The 17,424-nt window shown below is 69.6% G+C and carries 10 protein-coding genes and 4 pseudogenes; 7 read left to right on the top strand and 7 right to left on the bottom strand.

What is annotated here, in order from left to right; all coding sequences use genetic code 11:
• Nucleotides 1-7 precede the first annotated feature (7 nt).
• Nucleotides 8-1,001, bottom strand: a pseudogene (locus OJJOAM_RS14100) (CobD/CbiB family protein).
• Between the two features lie 240 nt (nucleotides 1,002-1,241).
• A pseudogene (locus OJJOAM_RS14095) lies at nucleotides 1,242-1,941 on the bottom strand (pirin family protein).
• Nucleotides 1,942-2,091: 150 nt separating this feature from the next.
• On the opposite strand from OJJOAM_RS14095, the gene OJJOAM_RS14090 reads away from it, so the two are divergent.
• Nucleotides 2,092-3,015, top strand: coding sequence for a LysR family transcriptional regulator (locus OJJOAM_RS14090; protein ID WP_422648312.1), 924 nt, complete (start codon nucleotides 2,092-2,094; stop codon nucleotides 3,013-3,015).
• A 111-nt stretch (nucleotides 3,016-3,126) separates the two neighbouring features.
• A pseudogene (gene gluQRS, locus OJJOAM_RS14085) lies at nucleotides 3,127-4,048 on the top strand (tRNA glutamyl-Q(34) synthetase GluQRS).
• 74 nt (nucleotides 4,049-4,122) lie between these two features.
• On the opposite strand, the gene OJJOAM_RS14080 reads toward gluQRS, so the two are convergent.
• Both OJJOAM_RS14080 and OJJOAM_RS14075 read right to left on the bottom strand, forming a co-directional pair.
• Entirely contained in the window at nucleotides 4,123-5,535 is a 1,413-nt protein-coding gene (locus OJJOAM_RS14080; RefSeq protein ID WP_422648311.1) for a DEAD/DEAH box helicase, read from the bottom strand.
• 569 nt (nucleotides 5,536-6,104) lie between these two features.
• A pseudogene (locus tag OJJOAM_RS14075) lies at nucleotides 6,105-7,086 on the bottom strand (Bug family tripartite tricarboxylate transporter substrate binding protein).
• 155 nt (nucleotides 7,087-7,241) lie between these two features.
• Between OJJOAM_RS14075 and OJJOAM_RS14070 the strand changes: the two are divergent.
• A complete protein-coding gene (locus OJJOAM_RS14070; protein ID WP_422648310.1) occupies nucleotides 7,242-8,177 on the top strand; it encodes a LysR family transcriptional regulator in 936 nt (311 codons plus the stop codon).
• Between the two features lie 173 nt (nucleotides 8,178-8,350).
• Here the strand turns inward: OJJOAM_RS14070 and OJJOAM_RS14065 are convergent, their stop codons facing one another.
• Entirely contained in the window at nucleotides 8,351-9,373 is a 1,023-nt protein-coding gene (locus tag OJJOAM_RS14065; protein ID WP_422648309.1) for a LysR substrate-binding domain-containing protein, read from the bottom strand.
• 100 nt (nucleotides 9,374-9,473) lie between these two features.
• Between OJJOAM_RS14065 and OJJOAM_RS14060 the strand changes: the two genes are divergently transcribed.
• Complete coding sequence (locus tag OJJOAM_RS14060; RefSeq protein WP_422648308.1) at nucleotides 9,474-11,000, top strand: D-serine ammonia-lyase; 1,527 nt, start codon at nucleotides 9,474-9,476, stop codon at nucleotides 10,998-11,000.
• A gap of 245 nt (nucleotides 11,001-11,245) precedes the next feature.
• Here OJJOAM_RS14060 and OJJOAM_RS14055 read toward each other — a convergent pair whose 3' ends face one another.
• Together OJJOAM_RS14055 and OJJOAM_RS14050 are read right to left on the bottom strand one after the other, a co-directional pair.
• A complete protein-coding gene (locus tag OJJOAM_RS14055) occupies nucleotides 11,246-12,244 on the bottom strand; it encodes a Bug family tripartite tricarboxylate transporter substrate binding protein (protein WP_422648307.1) in 999 nt (332 codons plus the stop codon).
• A gap of 309 nt (nucleotides 12,245-12,553) precedes the next feature.
• Nucleotides 12,554-14,254, bottom strand: coding sequence for an acyl CoA:acetate/3-ketoacid CoA transferase (locus tag OJJOAM_RS14050; RefSeq protein WP_422648306.1), 1,701 nt, complete (start codon nucleotides 14,252-14,254; stop codon nucleotides 12,554-12,556).
• 272 nt (nucleotides 14,255-14,526) lie between these two features.
• Here OJJOAM_RS14050 and OJJOAM_RS14045 point away from each other — a divergent pair, with 272 nt between their 5' ends.
• From OJJOAM_RS14045 to OJJOAM_RS14035, 3 genes are all read left to right on the top strand, one after another.
• Nucleotides 14,527-15,279: an IclR family transcriptional regulator domain-containing protein gene (locus OJJOAM_RS14045; RefSeq protein ID WP_422648305.1), complete on the top strand. Its 753-nt coding sequence runs from the start codon at nucleotides 14,527-14,529 to the stop codon at nucleotides 15,277-15,279.
• A gap of 324 nt (nucleotides 15,280-15,603) precedes the next feature.
• Nucleotides 15,604-16,560, top strand: a complete 957-nt coding sequence (locus OJJOAM_RS14040; protein ID WP_422648304.1) for a LysR family transcriptional regulator — start codon at nucleotides 15,604-15,606, stop codon at nucleotides 16,558-16,560.
• Nucleotides 16,561-16,732: 172 nt separating this feature from the next.
• Nucleotides 16,733-17,419, top strand: coding sequence for a hydrolase (locus OJJOAM_RS14035; RefSeq protein WP_422648303.1), 687 nt, complete (start codon nucleotides 16,733-16,735; stop codon nucleotides 17,417-17,419).
• Nucleotides 17,420-17,424: the final 5 nt, after the last annotated feature.

Raw genomic sequence — 17,424 nt, 5'->3', positions numbered from 1 at the left:
CCGGCCCTCAGCCGACCCAGCTCGCCAGCGACAGCATCGCCAGCAGCAGCATCCACAGCACCACCGCGCGCCAGACCAGCCCGACCGCGGACTGCAGCGCCCGCACGCCGGGATCGGCGCCGAGCTCGGGCGCGGCGGGCTCGGGCACGCCGTCGTCCTCCATGCCCGGCGCATAGTCGAAGGCGGCGCCGGTGCCGGGGCTGGCCAGCACCACGCTGGTGTCGTCCTCGGGCAGCGGCGTGCCGAGCCGCACGCCGAGCGCGCCGCCCCCCGCTGGCCAGCAGGATGCCGTTGGTCTCGTCGCGCCACTTGCGCGCATGGTTGCGCCAGGCGTAGACCGCGTCCTCGAAGTTGCCGACGATCGCAAAGCCGATCGCGGTCAGCCGCGACGGGATCCAGTCCATCAGATGGAAGGCGCGCGCGGCAAAGCGGCCGAAGGCCGGGCTGCGCTCGGACGACGGCAGGTTCCATTGCCGCGACAGGTATTCGGCGACGCGGTACAGCACCACGCCGGCCGGGCCGATCGGCAGCAGGAACCAGAAGAACACCCCGAACACATGCCGGTGCACGGCGACGATGGCCGCCTCGAGCGTATGGCGCACGATCTCGCTGATCGGCATGTCGACGGTATCGAGCCCGGTCCACTCGTGCAGCAGCGCGCGGGCGGTGGCCGGATCGTCGCGGTTGAGCGCGTCGTGGATATCGGTGAAGTAGTGGCTGAACTGGCGGAAGCCCAGCGTCAGGTACAGCAGCAGGACATTCCAGGCCAGCGTCAGCGCCACGCTGATGGTGGCCAGCAAGTGATGGACCACCAGCGCCGCCAGGGTCAGCGGCAGCGCCACCGTCATCCACGCCAGCGCCGCGTCGCGCGGCCGGCCGGTGTCGAAGGCGCGCTCGGCCCGTTCGGCGAGCGCGCGCACCATTTCGTGAATGGGATTGTTGCGGCCCAGGGCGCGGAACTGCTCGGCGATCAGCGCAAGAAGGACGGAAACGAAGGTCATCTCGGGTCGAAAATAGGCGGCGAGGCGAGCTGCCGGGGCGTCCCGGACCATGTGCCGGTCCGGGCGCTTATCTATAGCGAGAAGATAGCACAGCGCTTCCGCCTGCCCTGCCGGGCGGGACTTTGCGTTACATCTGCCTGCCGTCATCCCGCCGCCCTCGCACATGCGGGCGTGCGGCGGCCTGAGGGCACAGGGATGAGTCAGCGGGTCCCCGCTTTCGCGGGGACGACGCCTTGCATGTCACGGCAGGTCGAACACCAGCACCTCGGCGCCATCGCCCTGGGCCAGGCTGACCGCATCGACGCCTTCGAGCTTCGCGGCATCGCCGGCCTCCAGCGCCTGGCCGTTGACCGTGATGGCGCCGCGGGCGACATGCACATAGGCGCGCCGTCCCGGGGCCAGCGCCAGCGTGGCGGCCTCGTCGCCATCGAACAGGCCGGCGTAGAGACGCACGTCCTGATGGATCCGCACCGAGCCGTCGGCCCCGTCGCGGCTGCCGACCAGGCGCAGCCGGCCGCGCTTGTCGGCAGCGTCGAAATGCTTCTCCTCGTAGCCCGGCTCGATGCCGTTGCGGTCCGGCACGATCCAGATCTGCAGGAAATGCGTGGTGTCGTGCGCCGCGTGGTTGTACTCGGAGTGCCGCACGCCGGTGCCGGCGCTCATCCGCTGCACGTCGCCGGGGGCGGATCACGCTGCCGTTGCCGATGCTGTCCTTGTGCGCCAGCTCGCCCGACAGCACATAGCTGATGATCTCCATGTCGCGGTGGCCGTGCGTGCCGAAGCCCATGCCGGGCGCGACGCGGTCTTCGTTGATCACTCGCAGCGGCCCGAACTGCACATGGCGCGGATCGAAGTAATCGGCGAACGAGAAGCTGTGATACGACTGGAGCCAACCATGGTCGGCATAACCACGTTCTGCGGACTTGCGAATTTCAATCATTTTGATGTCCTTCCTGGCTAGTGGTCCTCGGCTTCATCCTCCCGGACTTGCATATGGACCGTCTGTTCTGCAACGATGCTAGGAAGTTTAGGACGGCTGCGCTATATTGGCGGCGGGCCATTTGCAAGCACTCATTCAGAATTTCTGAATATGCCACTCTCTCTTGAATCCCTGGAAGTTCTCGACGCCATCGAACGCAAGGGCAGCTTCGCGGCGGCCGCGCACGAAATGGGCAAGGTGCCGTCCGCACTCACCTATGTGGTGCGCCGGCTGGAAGAAGACCTCGACGTGCTGCTGTTCGACCGGCGCCGCCACCGCGCCGAACTGACCCCGGCCGGCCGCGCCCTGCTCGACGAGGGCCGCCACCTGCTGCACGCGGCCGACGACCTGGCGCGCCGGGTCAAGCGCCTGGCCACCGGCTGGGAGGCCAGCCTCAATGTCGTGGTCGACGACCTGATCAATTTCCGCGCGCTGCTGCCGGTGATCCAGGACTTCTACGCGGAGAACAGCGCCACGCGGCTGCGCTTCGCCAAGGAGGTGCTGGGCGGCTCCTGGGACGCGCTGGTCAGCAACCGCGCCGACCTGGTGATCGGCGGCGCCTACGATGCGCCCAGCACGCAGGGCTTCCAGATCCGTTCGCTCGGCGCGATGCCCTTCGTGTTCGCGGTCGCCGCCCACCATCCGCTCGCCACCGAGCCCGGCCCGCTGACCAGCACGCAGATCGCCCGCCACCGCATCGTCGCGGTCGGCGACACCTCGCGCAATCTGCCGGCGCGCACGCACGGCGTGCTGGCCGGGCAGGACATGCTGGTGGTGCCGACCATGCGCGACAAGCTCGATGCGCAGATCCGCGGCCTGGGCTGCGGCTGGCTGCCGGCGCCGATGGCGCAGCCGCATATCGAGAGCGGCGTGCTGCAGGTGCGCGAGACCGTCGAGGTGCGCGCGCCCGGCACCTTCACCATCGCCTGGCGCACCAGCCATCGCGGCAAGGCGCTGCAATGGTGGACCGACAAGCTGCAGAACCCCCGGCTGGCGCAGGCGCTGCTGTCGCAACAACCGGGTGCGCCGGAGTAGCCGGACATGACAGCAGTACCGGGGCAGACCGATCAGCCATCGGATCGTCGGCCGTCAGAACCCCGGCCCGCCGGCCGTCGGTCGTCCGATCTTCAGCCGTCCGACCGTCAGTTGCCGGATAGCCGGCCGCGAGATGGCCAGCCGTCAGATCCACCCTACCGCGGCCGCTTCGCCCCCTCCCCCCACCGGGCCGCTGCATCTGGGCTCGCTGGTCACCGCGCTGGCAAGCTGGCTCGATGCCCGCGCCCATCGCGGCCAGTGGCTGGTGCGCATCGAGGACATCGACTATCCGCGCTGCGTGCGCGACGCCGACCGGCAGATCCTGCAGACGCTCGACCGCCTGGGCCTGCATCCGGACGAGGAGCCGGTCTGGCAGAGCCGGCGCGAGGCGCTGTACGCCGACGCGCTGCACCGGCTCGAGGCGGCCGGGCTGGTCTATCCCTGCGGCTGCTCGCGCAAGGAGATCGCCGACTCGCTGCGCCACGTGCGCGAGCGCCATCAGACCCTGGCCTACCCCGGCACCTGCCGCAACGGCCTGCACGGCAAGCTGCCACGCGCCTGGCGCGTGCGCGTGCCGGACGGCGAAGCGGCGTTGCTGTGCTTCGACGATCGCTGGCAGGGCCGGCAATGCCAGGACCTGGCCACCGAGCTGGGCGACTTCGTGCTGCGCCGGGCCGATGGCCTATGGGCGTATCAACTCGCGGTGGTGGTCGACGACGGGCTGCAGGGCATCACGCATATCGTGCGCGGCGCCGACCTGCTGGACTCGACCCCGCGCCAGATCCATCTGCAGCGGCTGCTGGGATTGCCGACGCCGGCCTATCTGCATGTGCCGGTGGTGGTCAACGAGATCGGGGAGAAACTGAGCAAGCAGACCGGCGCCGAGGCGATCGACGCGCTGGCACCGCTGGACGCGCTGCGCGCTGCCGGCGCGCATCTGGACTTGCGCAGCGGCCGGAGCGATGTGGACGGCTGGCTGGCCGAGGCGACGGCGCAGTGGGCAGCGAGGTGGGTGACACCGGCAGCCAGCTAGGGAACCGCACCGTCGTCAGGCGGCGCGTCGTGACGGAACGCTTCGCCGGGAAGCGCCCGGAAGGCGAGCAGGAATCAGGACTTGCGCGGCACGCCGCCGAGCAGCGCGGCGACCGGGCGCTTCGGCCGGGCGCGTGCCAGGCCGACCTGGCGCGGATCGAGCGTCGGCTCCGCAGGCGCCGACGATGCGCTCGGGCTCGGCTCGTAGGGACGCGAGAAGAACGGATCGTCCGCCGGTCGGAAGGCGTTGCGCGCGTTGCCGTGATCGGCCTTGCGCGGACGGTCCTCGCTGTCGGCGCGCGGGCGGCGCGGTTCGCTCGAGCGCCCGCGGCGGCGGTCGTCGTCGGCAGCGCGGAAGCGCGCGCCCGCCGGATCGAAGCCTTCGAGCTGCGCCCGCGGAATCTGCCGCTTCAGCATCTTCTCGATATCGGCCAGCAGCCGTTCGTCGCCCGGCACGAAGATCGACAGCGCATCGCCGGTGGCACCCGCGCGGCCGGTACGGCCGATCCGGTGCACATAGTCCTCGGCGTTGAACGGCAGATCGAAGTTGATCACGCAAGGCATGTCGGCGATGTCGAGGCCGCGCGCGGCGACGTCGGTCGCGACCAGCGCGTCGATGTTGCCCTGCTTGAAGCCTTCCAGTGTCTGCATCCGCTCGGTCTGGGTCTTGTCGCCGTGGATCGCGGCGGCATTGATGCCCTCGCGCTCCAGATGGCGCGCCAGGCGCGAGCAGCCGATCTTGCTGTTGACGAAGACGATGCACTGGCGAGACAGCCCCTGCTCGGCGCGCTGCTTCAGCAGATGCACCACGGCCTCCTGCTTCTGGCCGTCCTGCACCTGGTACACGGTCTGGCGCACGTTCTCGTTGGCCGAATTGCTGCGCGCCACTTCGATCGTCACCGGCTGGTGCAGATAGCTGGCCGCCAGCTTCTTGATCTCGGGCGAGAAGGTCGCCGAGAACAGCAGCGTCTGGCGCTTGGCCGGCAGCAGGTTGATGATGCGCTGCAGGTCCGGCAGGAAGCCCATGTCCAGCATGCGGTCGGCCTCGTCGAGCACCAGCATCTGCACCTGCGACAGGTTGACCGACTTCTGCTGCACGTGGTCGAGCAGGCGGCCCGGGGTCGCGACCAGGATCTCGACGCCGCGCCGCAGCGCGTCGGTCTGCGGATTCATGTCGACGCCGCCGAACACCACGGTGCTGCGCAGGTCGGTGAAACGCGCATAGCGCGCCACGTTGTCGTAGACCTGGTCGGCCAGTTCGCGCGTCGGCGTCAGCATCAGCGCGCGCACCGGGTGCCGCGCCGGCGAGGCGCTGGAATTGGCCAGCGGCAGCAGGCGCTGGATGATCGGCAGCGCGAAGCCCGCGGTCTTGCCGGTGCCGGTCTGCGCCGCGCCCATCACGTCCTTGCCCAGCAGCACCACCGGGATCGCCTGCGCCTGGATCGGCGTCGGCTTGGTATAGCCCTGCTCGGTCAGCGCCCGCAGCACGCGCGGGTCGAGCCCGAAGCTGTCGAAGGTGATGTCGTCGGCGGGGGGTCGGTACAGCAGTGGTGTTCGTGTTCGTGGTGGTGGTCATGGTATGGGTGTCTGGCGAAGGCGAACCCGGCGCCAGCGGACACGCATCGATCGAACGCAATGGAACTGGCGGTAGCCGCGCAGCACTTGGCCTGGGCGGCAAGGGCGGATCGGGGCCTGGGGAGTCGGCACCGCATTCCGGCACCGATTTCAAGGCCCCTGCCGCGTCGAGATCGGCAACCAGATCGGCAACATCTGGGCAAGCCAATCAATAGCGCTACAGAATCAAAGACTTAGATTCTACAACAGCGGGCAGGTGCGGGGTAGTGCGGCGCGCGGCGCTGTGTTAGCGCCGCGGCGGGGGCGGTACGGGCGTACCGGCGGTCCAGGCAGGCAGATTGGCGGCCGTGCGGCCGCCGTTCGCATCGGCGTTCGGTGGGGGTTGAGCCGGCGCTGGGCCGGCGCTGGGCCGACGCTGGGCCGGCACTGAACCGCCGCTGAGCTGGCGCCCAGTGGCCGTTGGGTGGGCGTTCGGTCCGCGCTCAGTCGAGCCTGGCGCCCGAATCCGCCACCAGCATCTTCAGGATGGGCCAGTCGCGCGCATACAGCGCCTGGGCCTGGGCGGGCGTGCCGGCGATCGGGCGCAGCGCCAGCGCGGCAAAGCGCGCCTGCATCTCGGCAGTGCGCACCTCCGCGCGCAATACCTCGTCGAGCCGCGCGACGATCGCCGGCGGCGTCCCCCGCCGGCGCCAGCAGCCCGATCCAGCCCAGCGTCTTGTAGACGCCGTCGTCCATGCCGGCCTCGGCGAAGGTCGGCACATCCGGCAGCGTCGACACGCGCTGCGTACCCGTGACCGCGAGCGGGCGCAGCTTGCCCGCCTCGATATGCGGACGCGCCGACAGCACGCTCGCCACCGCGAACTGCAGCTGGCCGCCCAGCAGGTCCTGCAGCATCGGCGCCTCGCCCTTGTACGGGGCGTGGACCATGTCGCCGCCGTTGTCGCGGCTGAAGTAGGCGCCGGTCAGATGGGGGTACGAGCCCACGCCCCACGAACCGTAGGTCACCTTGCCCGGATGCGCGCGGCCGTAGTCGGCCAGCTCGCGCACCGAGCGCACCGGCAGCGACGGCGGCACCGCCAGCACCAGCGGCGCGTCGGCGATCACGCTGATCAGCGTCAGATCCTTGCGCGGATCGTAGGGCAGCCTGGCGTAGAGAAACTGGTTGGTCAGCACCGACTGGGTCAGCGTGATCAGCAACGTATGGCCGTCCGGCGCCGCCTTGGCGACCATGTCGGTGCCGATGATGCCCGACGCCCCGGCCTTGTTGTCGATGATCACCGGCTGGCCCAGCCGCTTGGACAGCCGCTCGCCGAGCGCCCGCGCCACCACGTCGGTGCCGCCGCCGGCGGCGTAGGGCACGACGATGCGGATCGGCCTGGTCGGATAGCTCTGGGCCAGCGCCGTGGCGGCCTGGGTCAGCGCCAGGCCACCGAGGGCCAGCGCGAGCAGCGCGCGTTTGAACATCCTTTGTCTCCGTTGATTCCGTTTTCTGATGTCTTGTGGTGGCTTGCTTCGGCTTGCTTTGGCTTGTTTTGGCTTGTTTTGGCTTGTGCTTGCCGCCAGCCAGCTTACCGGCTTGAGAATCAACGTCAAATGCAATATTTTTCAGATCTTCATGCATGGAGCGCAAAGTCACGATGGGCCTGCGGCAACTGCAGCATTTCGTCACGCTGGTGGAACAGGGCAACTTCGCGCGCGCCGCGGCGGCGCTGCATCTGTCGCAGCCAGCCCTGTCGCGCAGCATCCAGGCGCTCGAGAGCGACTGCGGCAGCCAGCTGGTCGACCGCGCCTATGGCAAGGCGCGGCCGACCGCGGCCGGCCTGATCGTGCTGGAGCGCGCGCGGCGCATGCTGCGCGAGGGCCGTGAACTGCGCCGCGACCTGGAATTGCTGCAGGACGTTGCGATCGGCGAACTGCGGGTCGGCTTCGGTCCCTTCGCCGCGGCCTTCCTGATGAGCCCGGTGCTGACCGCGCTGGCCACCGCCTATCCGGCGCTGCGGATCGAGCTGGAGATTGCCGATACGCCGTCGCTGGTGCGCAGGCTCGAGGCCGAGCGGCTGGACCTGTTCGTCGGCGAGAGCCACAGCCTCGCGCAGACCGCGCAGCTGCGCATCGAACGGCTGCCGCCGGTGGAGACGGCCTTCTATGTCCGCGGCGGCCATCCGCTGGCCGCCCGTGCGAAGGTCACGCTGGCCGACCTGACGCGTTACCCGGTGGCCGGCCCGCGCGTGCCGCAGCGCGTGTCCGACTCGTTCCGCCGCCTTCTCGCCGCGCAAGGCGTCGATCCCGCGCGCGAGCTGCTGACCATCCACTGCGACGAAATGCATGCGGTGCGCACGCTGGTGCTGGGGTCGGACACGGTCGGGCTGCTGCCGAAGGCGGTCATGCGCGGCACGCGTGCGAAAGCGTTGACGATCGCGCCGACGCTGGACCAGAAGACGGCCTATGGCATCGTGTCGCTGGCCGGCCACACGCTGTCGCCCGCGGCGGAAGCCTTTATCGCCCGGGTCCATGCGGTGCTGGGCCGATCGAGGGCATCGTCGGCATCGGGCTGAAGCGGCCACGCCGCGTCTTGTCGCCGCGTCTTATCGCTGCGCCTTATCGCCATTTCTCACCGCCGCACCTGATCGCCGCACCTGATCGCCGCACCTGATCGCCGCACCTGATCGCCGCACCTCACCGCCGCACCTGATCGCCGCGCCTTATCGCTGCGCCTTATCGCTGCGCCTTATCGCCGCGGCTGTCGCGTCCGGCACAGGCGCGCGGCCGGTGTCCGCGCCCCGCCTGCCCCCTTCCGCCATCGGTCACGCTCGGCATCGAACGCCGCGCCCTCGGCAACGAGCCACGCCTCGATGGCCGCCGCCTGCGGGCTCTGCGCCTGCGCGGAGACGAAGTAGTAGGCGGCCTGGCTGGGCAGATGCAGGCCGAACAGGTCGACCAGCCGGCCCGCCTGCAGGTCTTCCAGCACCAGCGCGGTCCGCCCCATTGCGACGCCCTGCCCCGCCAGCGCCGCGCCGATCGCCAGTTGCGACAGGTTGAAGCGCTGGCCCTGCGGCAGGTCCGGCACCGTGACGCCGGCCTGCTCCAGCCACGCGCCCCATTCGTCGAACTCGCCGGCGCCGTCCCAGGGACTGGCGTCGTGCAGCAGCAGTTCGCCGCGCAGGTCCCCCGGCGCACGCAGCTCCGGATGCGCGGCGACGAAGGCCGGGCTGGCCACCGGCAGCAGCCATTCGCCGAGGAAGCGCCGCGCGTGCACGTCGCGGTACGCCCCGGGATCGAACCGCACCGCCGCGTCGATGCCCTCGCGCAGCATCCGGCTACGGTCGAGTGCCTGGAATTCGCCCTGCACGCGCAGCCCGATATCGGCATGGTCGCGGAAGAAGCTGCCCAGCCGCGGCGTCAGCCAGCGCATTGCGAACGAAGGCGAGCACGACAGCGACACCGGCCCCGTCTCGCCGCGCTGGCGCAACTGGCCCAGCGCGCCTTCGATCGCCTCGAACGAATCGCGCAGCACCACGCGCAGCCGCTCGCCCTCGGGCGTCGGCACCAGCGCGCGCGGCGTGCGCACGAATAGCGGGCGCCCCAGCCATTGCTCCAGGTGCTTGACCTGCTGGCTGACCGCGCCCTGCGTCACGCACAGCTCGCCGGCGGCGCGGGTGAAGCTGTGGTGGCGCGCCGCCGCTTCGAAGCAGCGCAGCCAGGCCAGCAGGGAGGCGGAGAGCGCCGTGGTCTTCGTTGTCATTAGTGTCATTAATGCATGGCACAGCAGGAATGGTTTGCCGGAATCGGTGGTTGCGCGAAGAATGCGGAGAAGGTGCCGGCCTGAGGGCCGGCCTGAGGATGGGTCCGCGATGGCCCCGCTGATCCTCGAAGAACGACGCCAACCGCGTTTCAACCGCACTCCAACCGCGCCCCCCACGCCGACGATCGAAGTGAACGACTCCAGCCAGAACGCCCCGAATTCCCCGCAGGAAAAGACCGTCTCCGCCCCAGCGGCAAGCACTGCGGCTCCGGCCGCCGATGCCGCACTGCTGGCGGCGCTCGGCGCGGCCCGGCCATGCCTGTGGACCAATCCGCTGCTGGCGCCGCAAACCCCGGCGGCGGTCCGCACGGGCGCGAAGGACATTAGTCTAGCTGATGTCCATGCGGCCCACGCCCGCTTCGCGCGCTTCGCACCGCTGCTGCAGCGGCTGTTTCCGGAACTGGCGGACAGCGCCGGCGCCATCGAATCGCCGCTGCTGCCGGCGGCCGCGCTGGCGCCCGCCATCGAGTTGCCGCCTGGCAGCGGCGCGCTCTGGATCAAGGCCGATCACAGCCTGCCGGTGGCCGGCTCGATCAAGGCCCGCGGCGGCATCCACGAGGTGCTCGAATTCGCCGAACGGCTGGCGCTGCAACACGGACTGGTCACCGAGGCTGCGGACGGTGGCGACGGCGGCGACTATCGCCGGCTGGCCGAACCGGCGGCGCGCGCGGTCTTCTCGCGCTACCAGGTCGCGGTGGGCTCGACCGGCAATCTGGGCCTGAGCATCGGCGTGATGGCGTCCGCGCTGGGCTTTCGCGCGGTGGTGCACATGTCGGCCGACGCCAAGGCGTGGAAGAAGGACCGGCTGCGCTCGCGCGGCGTCGAGGTAATCGAGCACGCGGGCGACTACCAGCAAGCGGTGGCCGCCGGACGCGCGCAGGCGCAGCAGGATCCCTACTGTCATTTCGTCGACGACGAGCGCTCGCTGTCGCTGCTGCTCGGCTACAGCGCCGCGGTGCCGCGGCTCGACGCGCAATTGCGCGAGCACGGCATCGCGCCCGACGCGAAGCGTCCGTTGTTCGTCTATCTGCCCTGCGGGGTCGGCGGCGCGCCGGCCGGCATCGCGTTCGGCCTGAAGCAGCTCTATGGGCCGCACGCGCATTGCTTCTTCGCCGAGCCGACGCAGTCGCCGTGCTTCCTGGTGCAGATGATCGGCGCCGAGATCAACGGCGCGGGCGGCAATCCCTCGGTCTACGACTACGGGCTCAGCAATCGCACCGAGGCCGACGGCCTGGCGGTGCCGCGCGCCTCCGAACTGGCCGCGGCGGCGATGCGCGAACTGCTGTCGGGAGTCTATACCGTGGCGGACGAACAGCTGTTCCGCGACCTGTATCTGGCCAGGCGCGATGCCGGCATCGAGATCGAGCCATCGGCCGCGGCGGGCTTCGCAGGGCCGGCGATGCTGATGGGCACCGAGGCCGGGCAGGCCTATCTGGCCCGCCATGGCTTGACCGACGCGATGGCCACCGCCACGCATCTGGTCTGGACCACCGGCGGGCTGTTCGTTCCGCCGGAGGAATACCGGCGCTTTCTCGCGCGCGGCGAGGCGCTGGCGGCTTCGTCTGCACGGCAGTAAGCGCACGAGCGGGCCGCCATCGCCGGCGGCCATCGCCGGCGGCCATCGCCGGCGGCCATCGAGCGAAGCCATCGACCGGAGCCATCGAGCGCCGCCATCGACCGCAGGCATCTCCGGCGGCTATCGACGCCCGCCACCGACGCCCGCCACAAAAAGCAAGGGCCGGCGACCTCGCGATCGCCGGCCCTCACCCTACCCCGCTAAGACAGGCAAGCCACGGTGCGCCCATGACGGGCGCGGGCGTATCAGTCGCCCTTGATGCCGTTGTCCTGGATGACCTTGCCCCACTTCTTGTCGTCGGCGCGCATGCGTGCGGCCAACTGTTCCGGCGGCATGTAGGCCGCCACCGTGCCCGCGCCCAGCATCTTCTGCTGGACGGTCGGATCGGCCAGCGCGGCCTTCAGCTCGGCCGACAGCTTCGCGATGATGTCCTTCGGCGTGCCGGCCGGCGCCAGCAGGCCGCCCCAGGCGGTCGCCTCGAAGCCCGGGAAGCCCTGCTCGGCCACGGTCTTGACCTCGGGCGTGAAGCTGACGCGCTTGGCCGAGCCCACCGCGATCGGACGCAGCTTGCCGGCCTTGATGTGCGGCAGCGCGGCGATCATGTCGGAGAACATCATCGGCACCTGGCCGGCGAGCAGATCCGAGATCGCCGGCGCGCTGCCCTTGTACGGCACGTGCTGCACGTCGAAGCTGCCCAGGTTCTGCAGCAGCTCGGTCGACAGATGGCCGAAGCTGCCGTTGCCGGCGCTGGTGTAGTTCATCTCGCCCGGCTTGGCCTTGGCCTTGGCGATGTACTGCTGCAGCGTGGTCACGTCGGGCAGCGCGTTCGGATTGACCACCATCACGATCGGAAGATCGTAGGCGGCGCCGATCGGCGCGAAGTCCTTGAACAGGTCGTAGCCCTTGCGGTTGATCAGATGCGGCGCGATCAGCGTGGGCGTGGCCAGCACCAGCAGCGTGTAGCCGTCCGGCGCGCTCTTGGCGACGGTCTCGGCGCCGATGGTGCCGGAGGCGCCGGGGCGGTTGTCGACCACCACCGGCTGCTTCAGCGAATCACTGAGCTTCTGCCCGATGATGCGCGCGGCGGTATCGGTCGGGCCGCCCGGCGGGAACGGCACCACCAGCCGGATCGGCTTGGAGGGATAGCTGTCGGCGAACGCCTGGGTGGCGCACAGCGGCAGGGAAACGGTCAGCATGGCGGCGCCGAGGCGGCGCGCGAAGGTACGGCGGCTTGTGTTCTGCATGGCAACAAGAGAAATGTCATCCGAAATCGGCGCAATCCGCATGGGGCGCGCCGGCGAAACAGGCAACTCTCGGCGACTCGCAGGGAAGCCCGTGGTCCCCCTGGAGCGCAAATCGATCCCGTCATTTCCAGTCGAAACAAGGCGTGGTTGGTCTCCTTGGTGTACTGCGTGGCCGGTGGTCCGGCCTTGTCGTTGTTGTGGAGGAAGGGGGCGGGCATTGGGCCGCCCCGCGAAATCTCCCGGTCGTGATGGGTGGCCGTTGGCGGGCGTCGGCCCGCCTCGGCCGGCCTTGACCCACCGCGGCGCGGTTCAGTCCGCCGTGGCGATAGAGAACGGTCCCGGCCGGAACAGGCAGGCATCCATCGGGCGCAGATCGGGCGCGACCGCGATCGGCGTCGCGCACTGCGCCAGCACGTCGCGCTGCAGGTCCACGCCGGGCGCGATCTCGATCAGCGTCAGGCGCGCTTCGCCATTCGCATCGGCGCGCATCTCGAACACCGCCCGCTCGGTGATGTACAGCACCGGCACGCCCAGCGAGGCCACATACGGCCCGTTGAAGCTCAGATGCGAGACCTCGGGCACGATCTTCTTCACGCGGCCCTCGCGCGCGATCTGCAGCTGGCCGCCCTCGGCGCGGACCTCGAGTCCGCCCGCCGTCAGCGTGCCCATGAAGACCACGGCCTTGGCGCTCTGCGTGATGTTGATGAAGCCGCCGACGCCGGCGATCAACGCCTGCGCGCCCTCGCCGAACTTGCTGACGTTGACGTTGCCGTGGCCGTCGAGCTCGGCCAGGCCGAGGATCGCCAGGTCGATGCCGCCGCCCTCGTAGAAATCGAATTGCGCGGGCTGGTCGATCACGGCCTCGGGATAGGCCGACGCGCCGAAGCTCAGGCCATCGGCCGGCGTGCCGCCGATCGGGCCGGCCTCGACCGTCAGCGTGAAGCCGTCCAGCCCCGCCTGTCCGGCCAGCATGCCGACCGCCGCCGGCATGCCGACGCCGAGATTGACCACGCGCGGCCGGCGCCTGGCCAGTTCCAGCACCGCACGGCGCTGCGCGATGGTGCGGGCGTCGAGCGTTGCGGGCGCCGGGTCGGCATCGGGCATCACGTCGGCCACAACATCGGCCACGACGCCGGCATTGGCCTCCGCATCGGCAGGCGCCGCTTGCCGCGCCGCCGCCTCGCCGCGCCACGGCGTCACGTAGGCCGCGTTGAAGCGCTCGGCGAAGGTCATCTGATGATGGGCCGGGTCCTGGCTGACCACCACATAGTCGACCAGGATGCCCGGCACATGGATGGCCTGCAGGTTGTCGTGATGGTCGACCAGCTGCTCGACCTGCGCGATCACGATGCCGCCCGAGTTGTGCGCGGCCTGCGCCATCGCCAGCAGCTCGTGGTGGAAGGCTTCGCGATGCGTGCTCAGGTTGCCGCGCGGATCGGCCGCGGTGCAGCGGATCAGCGCGCAATGGATCGGGAAGCTCGGATAGAACAGATAGTCGTCGCCGCGGAAGGACACGGCCTCGACCCAGTTGGCGCGGCCCTCGGCGATCGCCTCGCGGGCGCGCCGGTTGACGGCGCCGCCGTGGTAGCGCGGGTCGCGCTCGCTGCGCGGATCGACGAAGGTGTGCAGGCCGATCTTCGTCATCACGCCGGGCTTGCCGCCGGCGATCGCGCGGTACAGGTGGGTCAGCACGCCCTGCGGCAGGTTGTAGCCCTCGCACTGCTCGGCCATCGCCAGGTCCGCCAGCCGCGTCGCCGAGCGCCAGTGGCCGCCGACGATCGACGCGGTCATGCCGGCATTGCCGAAATGATTGACGCCGCGTGCGCCGCGGTCGCCCTGCCCGGCCGAATAGACCAGCGTCAGGTCGCGCGGCAGGCCGCTCTGCAGGAAGCGCCGCTCCAGCGCCTCCGTCACCGCCTCGGCATGGCCGGCGCCGACGAAGCCGGCGCTTGCGACGGTCCATCGGTCCTGTACCAGGGCCGCCGCCTGGTCTGCGGTGATCACCTTCATGCTGTCTCCTGATGCCGCGGCGCGCGGGGCGCCGCTGTCGCCGTCGGCGCCCGGCATCGGAGCGCGCTTGTCGGCGGAATGTTGCGGTTCGCGTTTTGCGAACATTTGTTCGCGGATCGCCGTATCATACGGACGACCGGCCGATTCGCGCAAGCCCGAAGTCGGCACTACAATCGCCGCAATTCCATCCCGACGTATATTCCACGTCACTTCAACGCCCGATCCAGGACCGCTCCCCATGCCCGAAGCCGAGGCCCCGACGCAGAAAAAGGATGAGCTGCTCGACTCCCCTGAACAAGGGGCTGGCGCTGCTGCGGCTGTTCGCCAGCGGCGTCGAGAGCCTGACGATGCAGGACGTCGCCGACCGCCTCGATGTCACGCGGGCGGCGGCGCGCCGGCTGCTGTTGACGCTCCACCACAACGGTTATCTGGCGCAGCACGGCCGGCAGTTCTCGCTGACCCCACGCGTGATGGAGCTCGGCTACGCGTATTTCGCCTCGATGAGCCTGCCGCGGCTGGCCCAGCCGCATCTACGCGCGCTGGCGAGCCGCTGCGGCGAGACCTGTTCGGTCGGCATGCTGGACGACGACGCCGTGGTGCTGGTCGCCCGCGAAGAGCCGCGCCAGATCCTGCGCGTGGACATGGCGATCGGGCGGCGCATGCCGGCCTACGCGCATTCGCTGGGACGCGTGCTGCTGGCGGGCCTCGATGACGAGGCGCTGGAGCGCTACCTCGCGCACGCCGAGCTGCGCAAGCTGACGCCGTTCACCGTCGATTCGCGCGAGGCGCTGCGCGCCACGCTGGCGCAGGTGCGCGAGGACGGCCATTGCGTGCTGGTCAGCGAGCTGGTCGACGGCTTCGCCGGCATCTCGGTGCCGCTGCACGACCAGACCGGCAAGGTAGTGGCTGGACTGGGCTTCAGCATGGTGCTCGGCAGCCGCAGTGCCGGCACGCTGGCCGAGCGCTATCTGTCGCCGCTGCGCGAGGCGGCCGCGGCGATCGAGGCGGTACTGCGCTCGCGCTGAGCGCCCCACGCCCGTTCGGGCACGCCCTGCGCGCCAAGCAAAAAAAGCCCCGCAAGCCGGGGAGCTGCGGGGCATCAGTGGTAGCGGGGCCGAAATGCATTCGAGCCCACGGGCGCTATCTTGCTCAAGGTTTGTCCGAAGCACATCACCCGAACGTAGGGCGCGATGTCGTTGCCGCTCACGAGAGGCGGCATCCGGCGCGTGCCTGGCCGAAAAAACGCACACCAGCCAGACACCGGGCGCGCGACACAGCGGAGGAGCGCAAAGCCATCTTCGCTACCATGCAGCCTTCGCACACGACAAGAACAGGCAAGGGACGGCGCCATGGAACTCAGACAACTGCGCTACTTCGTCACCGTGGTGCAGCACGGCAGCATGGGCAAGGCGGCGCTCGAACTCGGCGTCGTCACCTCGGCCCTGAGCCAGCAGATCAGCCGCCTCGAGAGCGAGCTGTCGACGCGGCTGCTGCAGCGGACCTCCAGCGGCGTGGTCCCCACCGATGCCGGCCTCGCCTTCTGGCGGCAGGCGCAACTGGCGCTGCGGCATATCGACGATGCCGCCGAGGCGGCCAAACACGCGCGCCTGTCCGGCCATGTCAGCGTCGGCCTGGCGCCGACCACCGCCAGCGTGCTCGGCCTGCCCTTCATGCGCGCGATGGCCGAGCGCTACCCCGACGTGCGGCTGCGCATGGTCGAAAGCCTGTCGGGCTATCTCGCCTCGATGCTGAACGCACGCCAGATCGATCTGGCGATGCTGTTCAATGACGAGCCGGCGCAACGCTGGACCGTGCAGCCGCTGCTCGACGAGCGCCTGTTCGTGATCGGCGTGCGCTCGCTCGCCGGCATGCCCGACGGCGAAGGCGTCGCCATGGCGTCGCTGGCGGGCCTGCCGCTGGTGCTGCCCAGCGGCACGCATGGCTTGCGCGCGCTGGTGACGAGCTGCTTTCACGATGCCAAGGCGCAGCCGCGCATCGTCGCCGAGGTCGATGGACTGGCGGTGCTGATGGACGCGGTGCAAGGCGGTCTCGGCGCGACGATCCAGCCCGGCGCGGCGCTGGCCCGCACCCACAGCGACCAGCTCGCCAGCGTGCCGCTGCTGGACGAACGCGCGAGCCGGCCGAACCTGCTGGTCAGCCTGAACGACGACGAGCTGTCGCCGGCCGCGCTGGCCGCGCGCGTGGTGCTGACCGATGTGGCCCGCACGCTGGTGCGCGAGGGGAAATGGCCCGGAGCCACGCTGCGCGTCGGCACGGCACACGATGCCGAGGCCGCAGCGGGCTGAAAAACGGCCACCCCCCTATAATTCAAAATTATTGAATAACTGTTTCGCAAATAGCCCCATTCGGCGACTCCATTGGTCCGTATAGTTCACTCCATCGCAGCAATACGCCGATAAACAAACGGCAACACAGCGCGCTGCGATTGATTCAATCAATTTGACCAAAGGAACCGCCATGTCGAACCCGAAGCTCGAAGTCCTGACCCCGCAAAACAGCCAGCTGATCATCATCGACCACCAGCCGCAGATGGCCTTCGGCGTGCAGTCGATGGACCGCCAGCTGATGAAGAACAATGTGGTGGGCCTGGCCAAGGCCGCGAAGATCTTCGAGATTCCGACCATCATCACCACGGTCGAGAGCGAATCGTTTTCGGGCTACACCTATCCCGAGCTGCTCGATGTGTTCCCGAACCAGAAGACGCTCGAACGCACCTCGATGAACTCGTGGGACGACCAGAAGGTGCGCGACGCGCTGAAGGCCAACGGCCGCAGGAAGGTGGTCGTGGCCGGCCTGTGGACCGAGGTCTGCAACACCACCTTCGCGCTGAGCGCGATGCTCGAAGGCGACTACGAGATCTACATGGTGGCCGACGCCTCGGGCGGCACCACCAAGGAAGCGCACGACTACGCGATGCAGCGCATGATCCAGGCCGGCGTGGTGCCGGTGACCTGGCAGCAGGTCGCGCTGGAATGGCAACGCGACTGGGCGCGCCGCGGCACCTACGACGCCGTGATCGGCCTGGCGCAGGAACACTCGGGCGCCTACGGCATGGGCATCGACTACGCCTACACGATGGTCCACAAGGCCGCGCAGCGCACCGCGACGCCGCACGAGTCGATCGCCCCGGTGGCGGCGAACTGAAGCCG

The sequence above is a fragment of the Cupriavidus sp. H18C1 genome, from assembly GCF_049311595.1.
GTDB classification, from domain to species: domain Bacteria; phylum Pseudomonadota; class Gammaproteobacteria; order Burkholderiales; family Burkholderiaceae; genus Cupriavidus; species Cupriavidus cauae.
The sequence above is the reverse complement of the archived record's forward strand: the minus strand, read 5'-3'. Positions and strand labels throughout refer to the sequence as shown.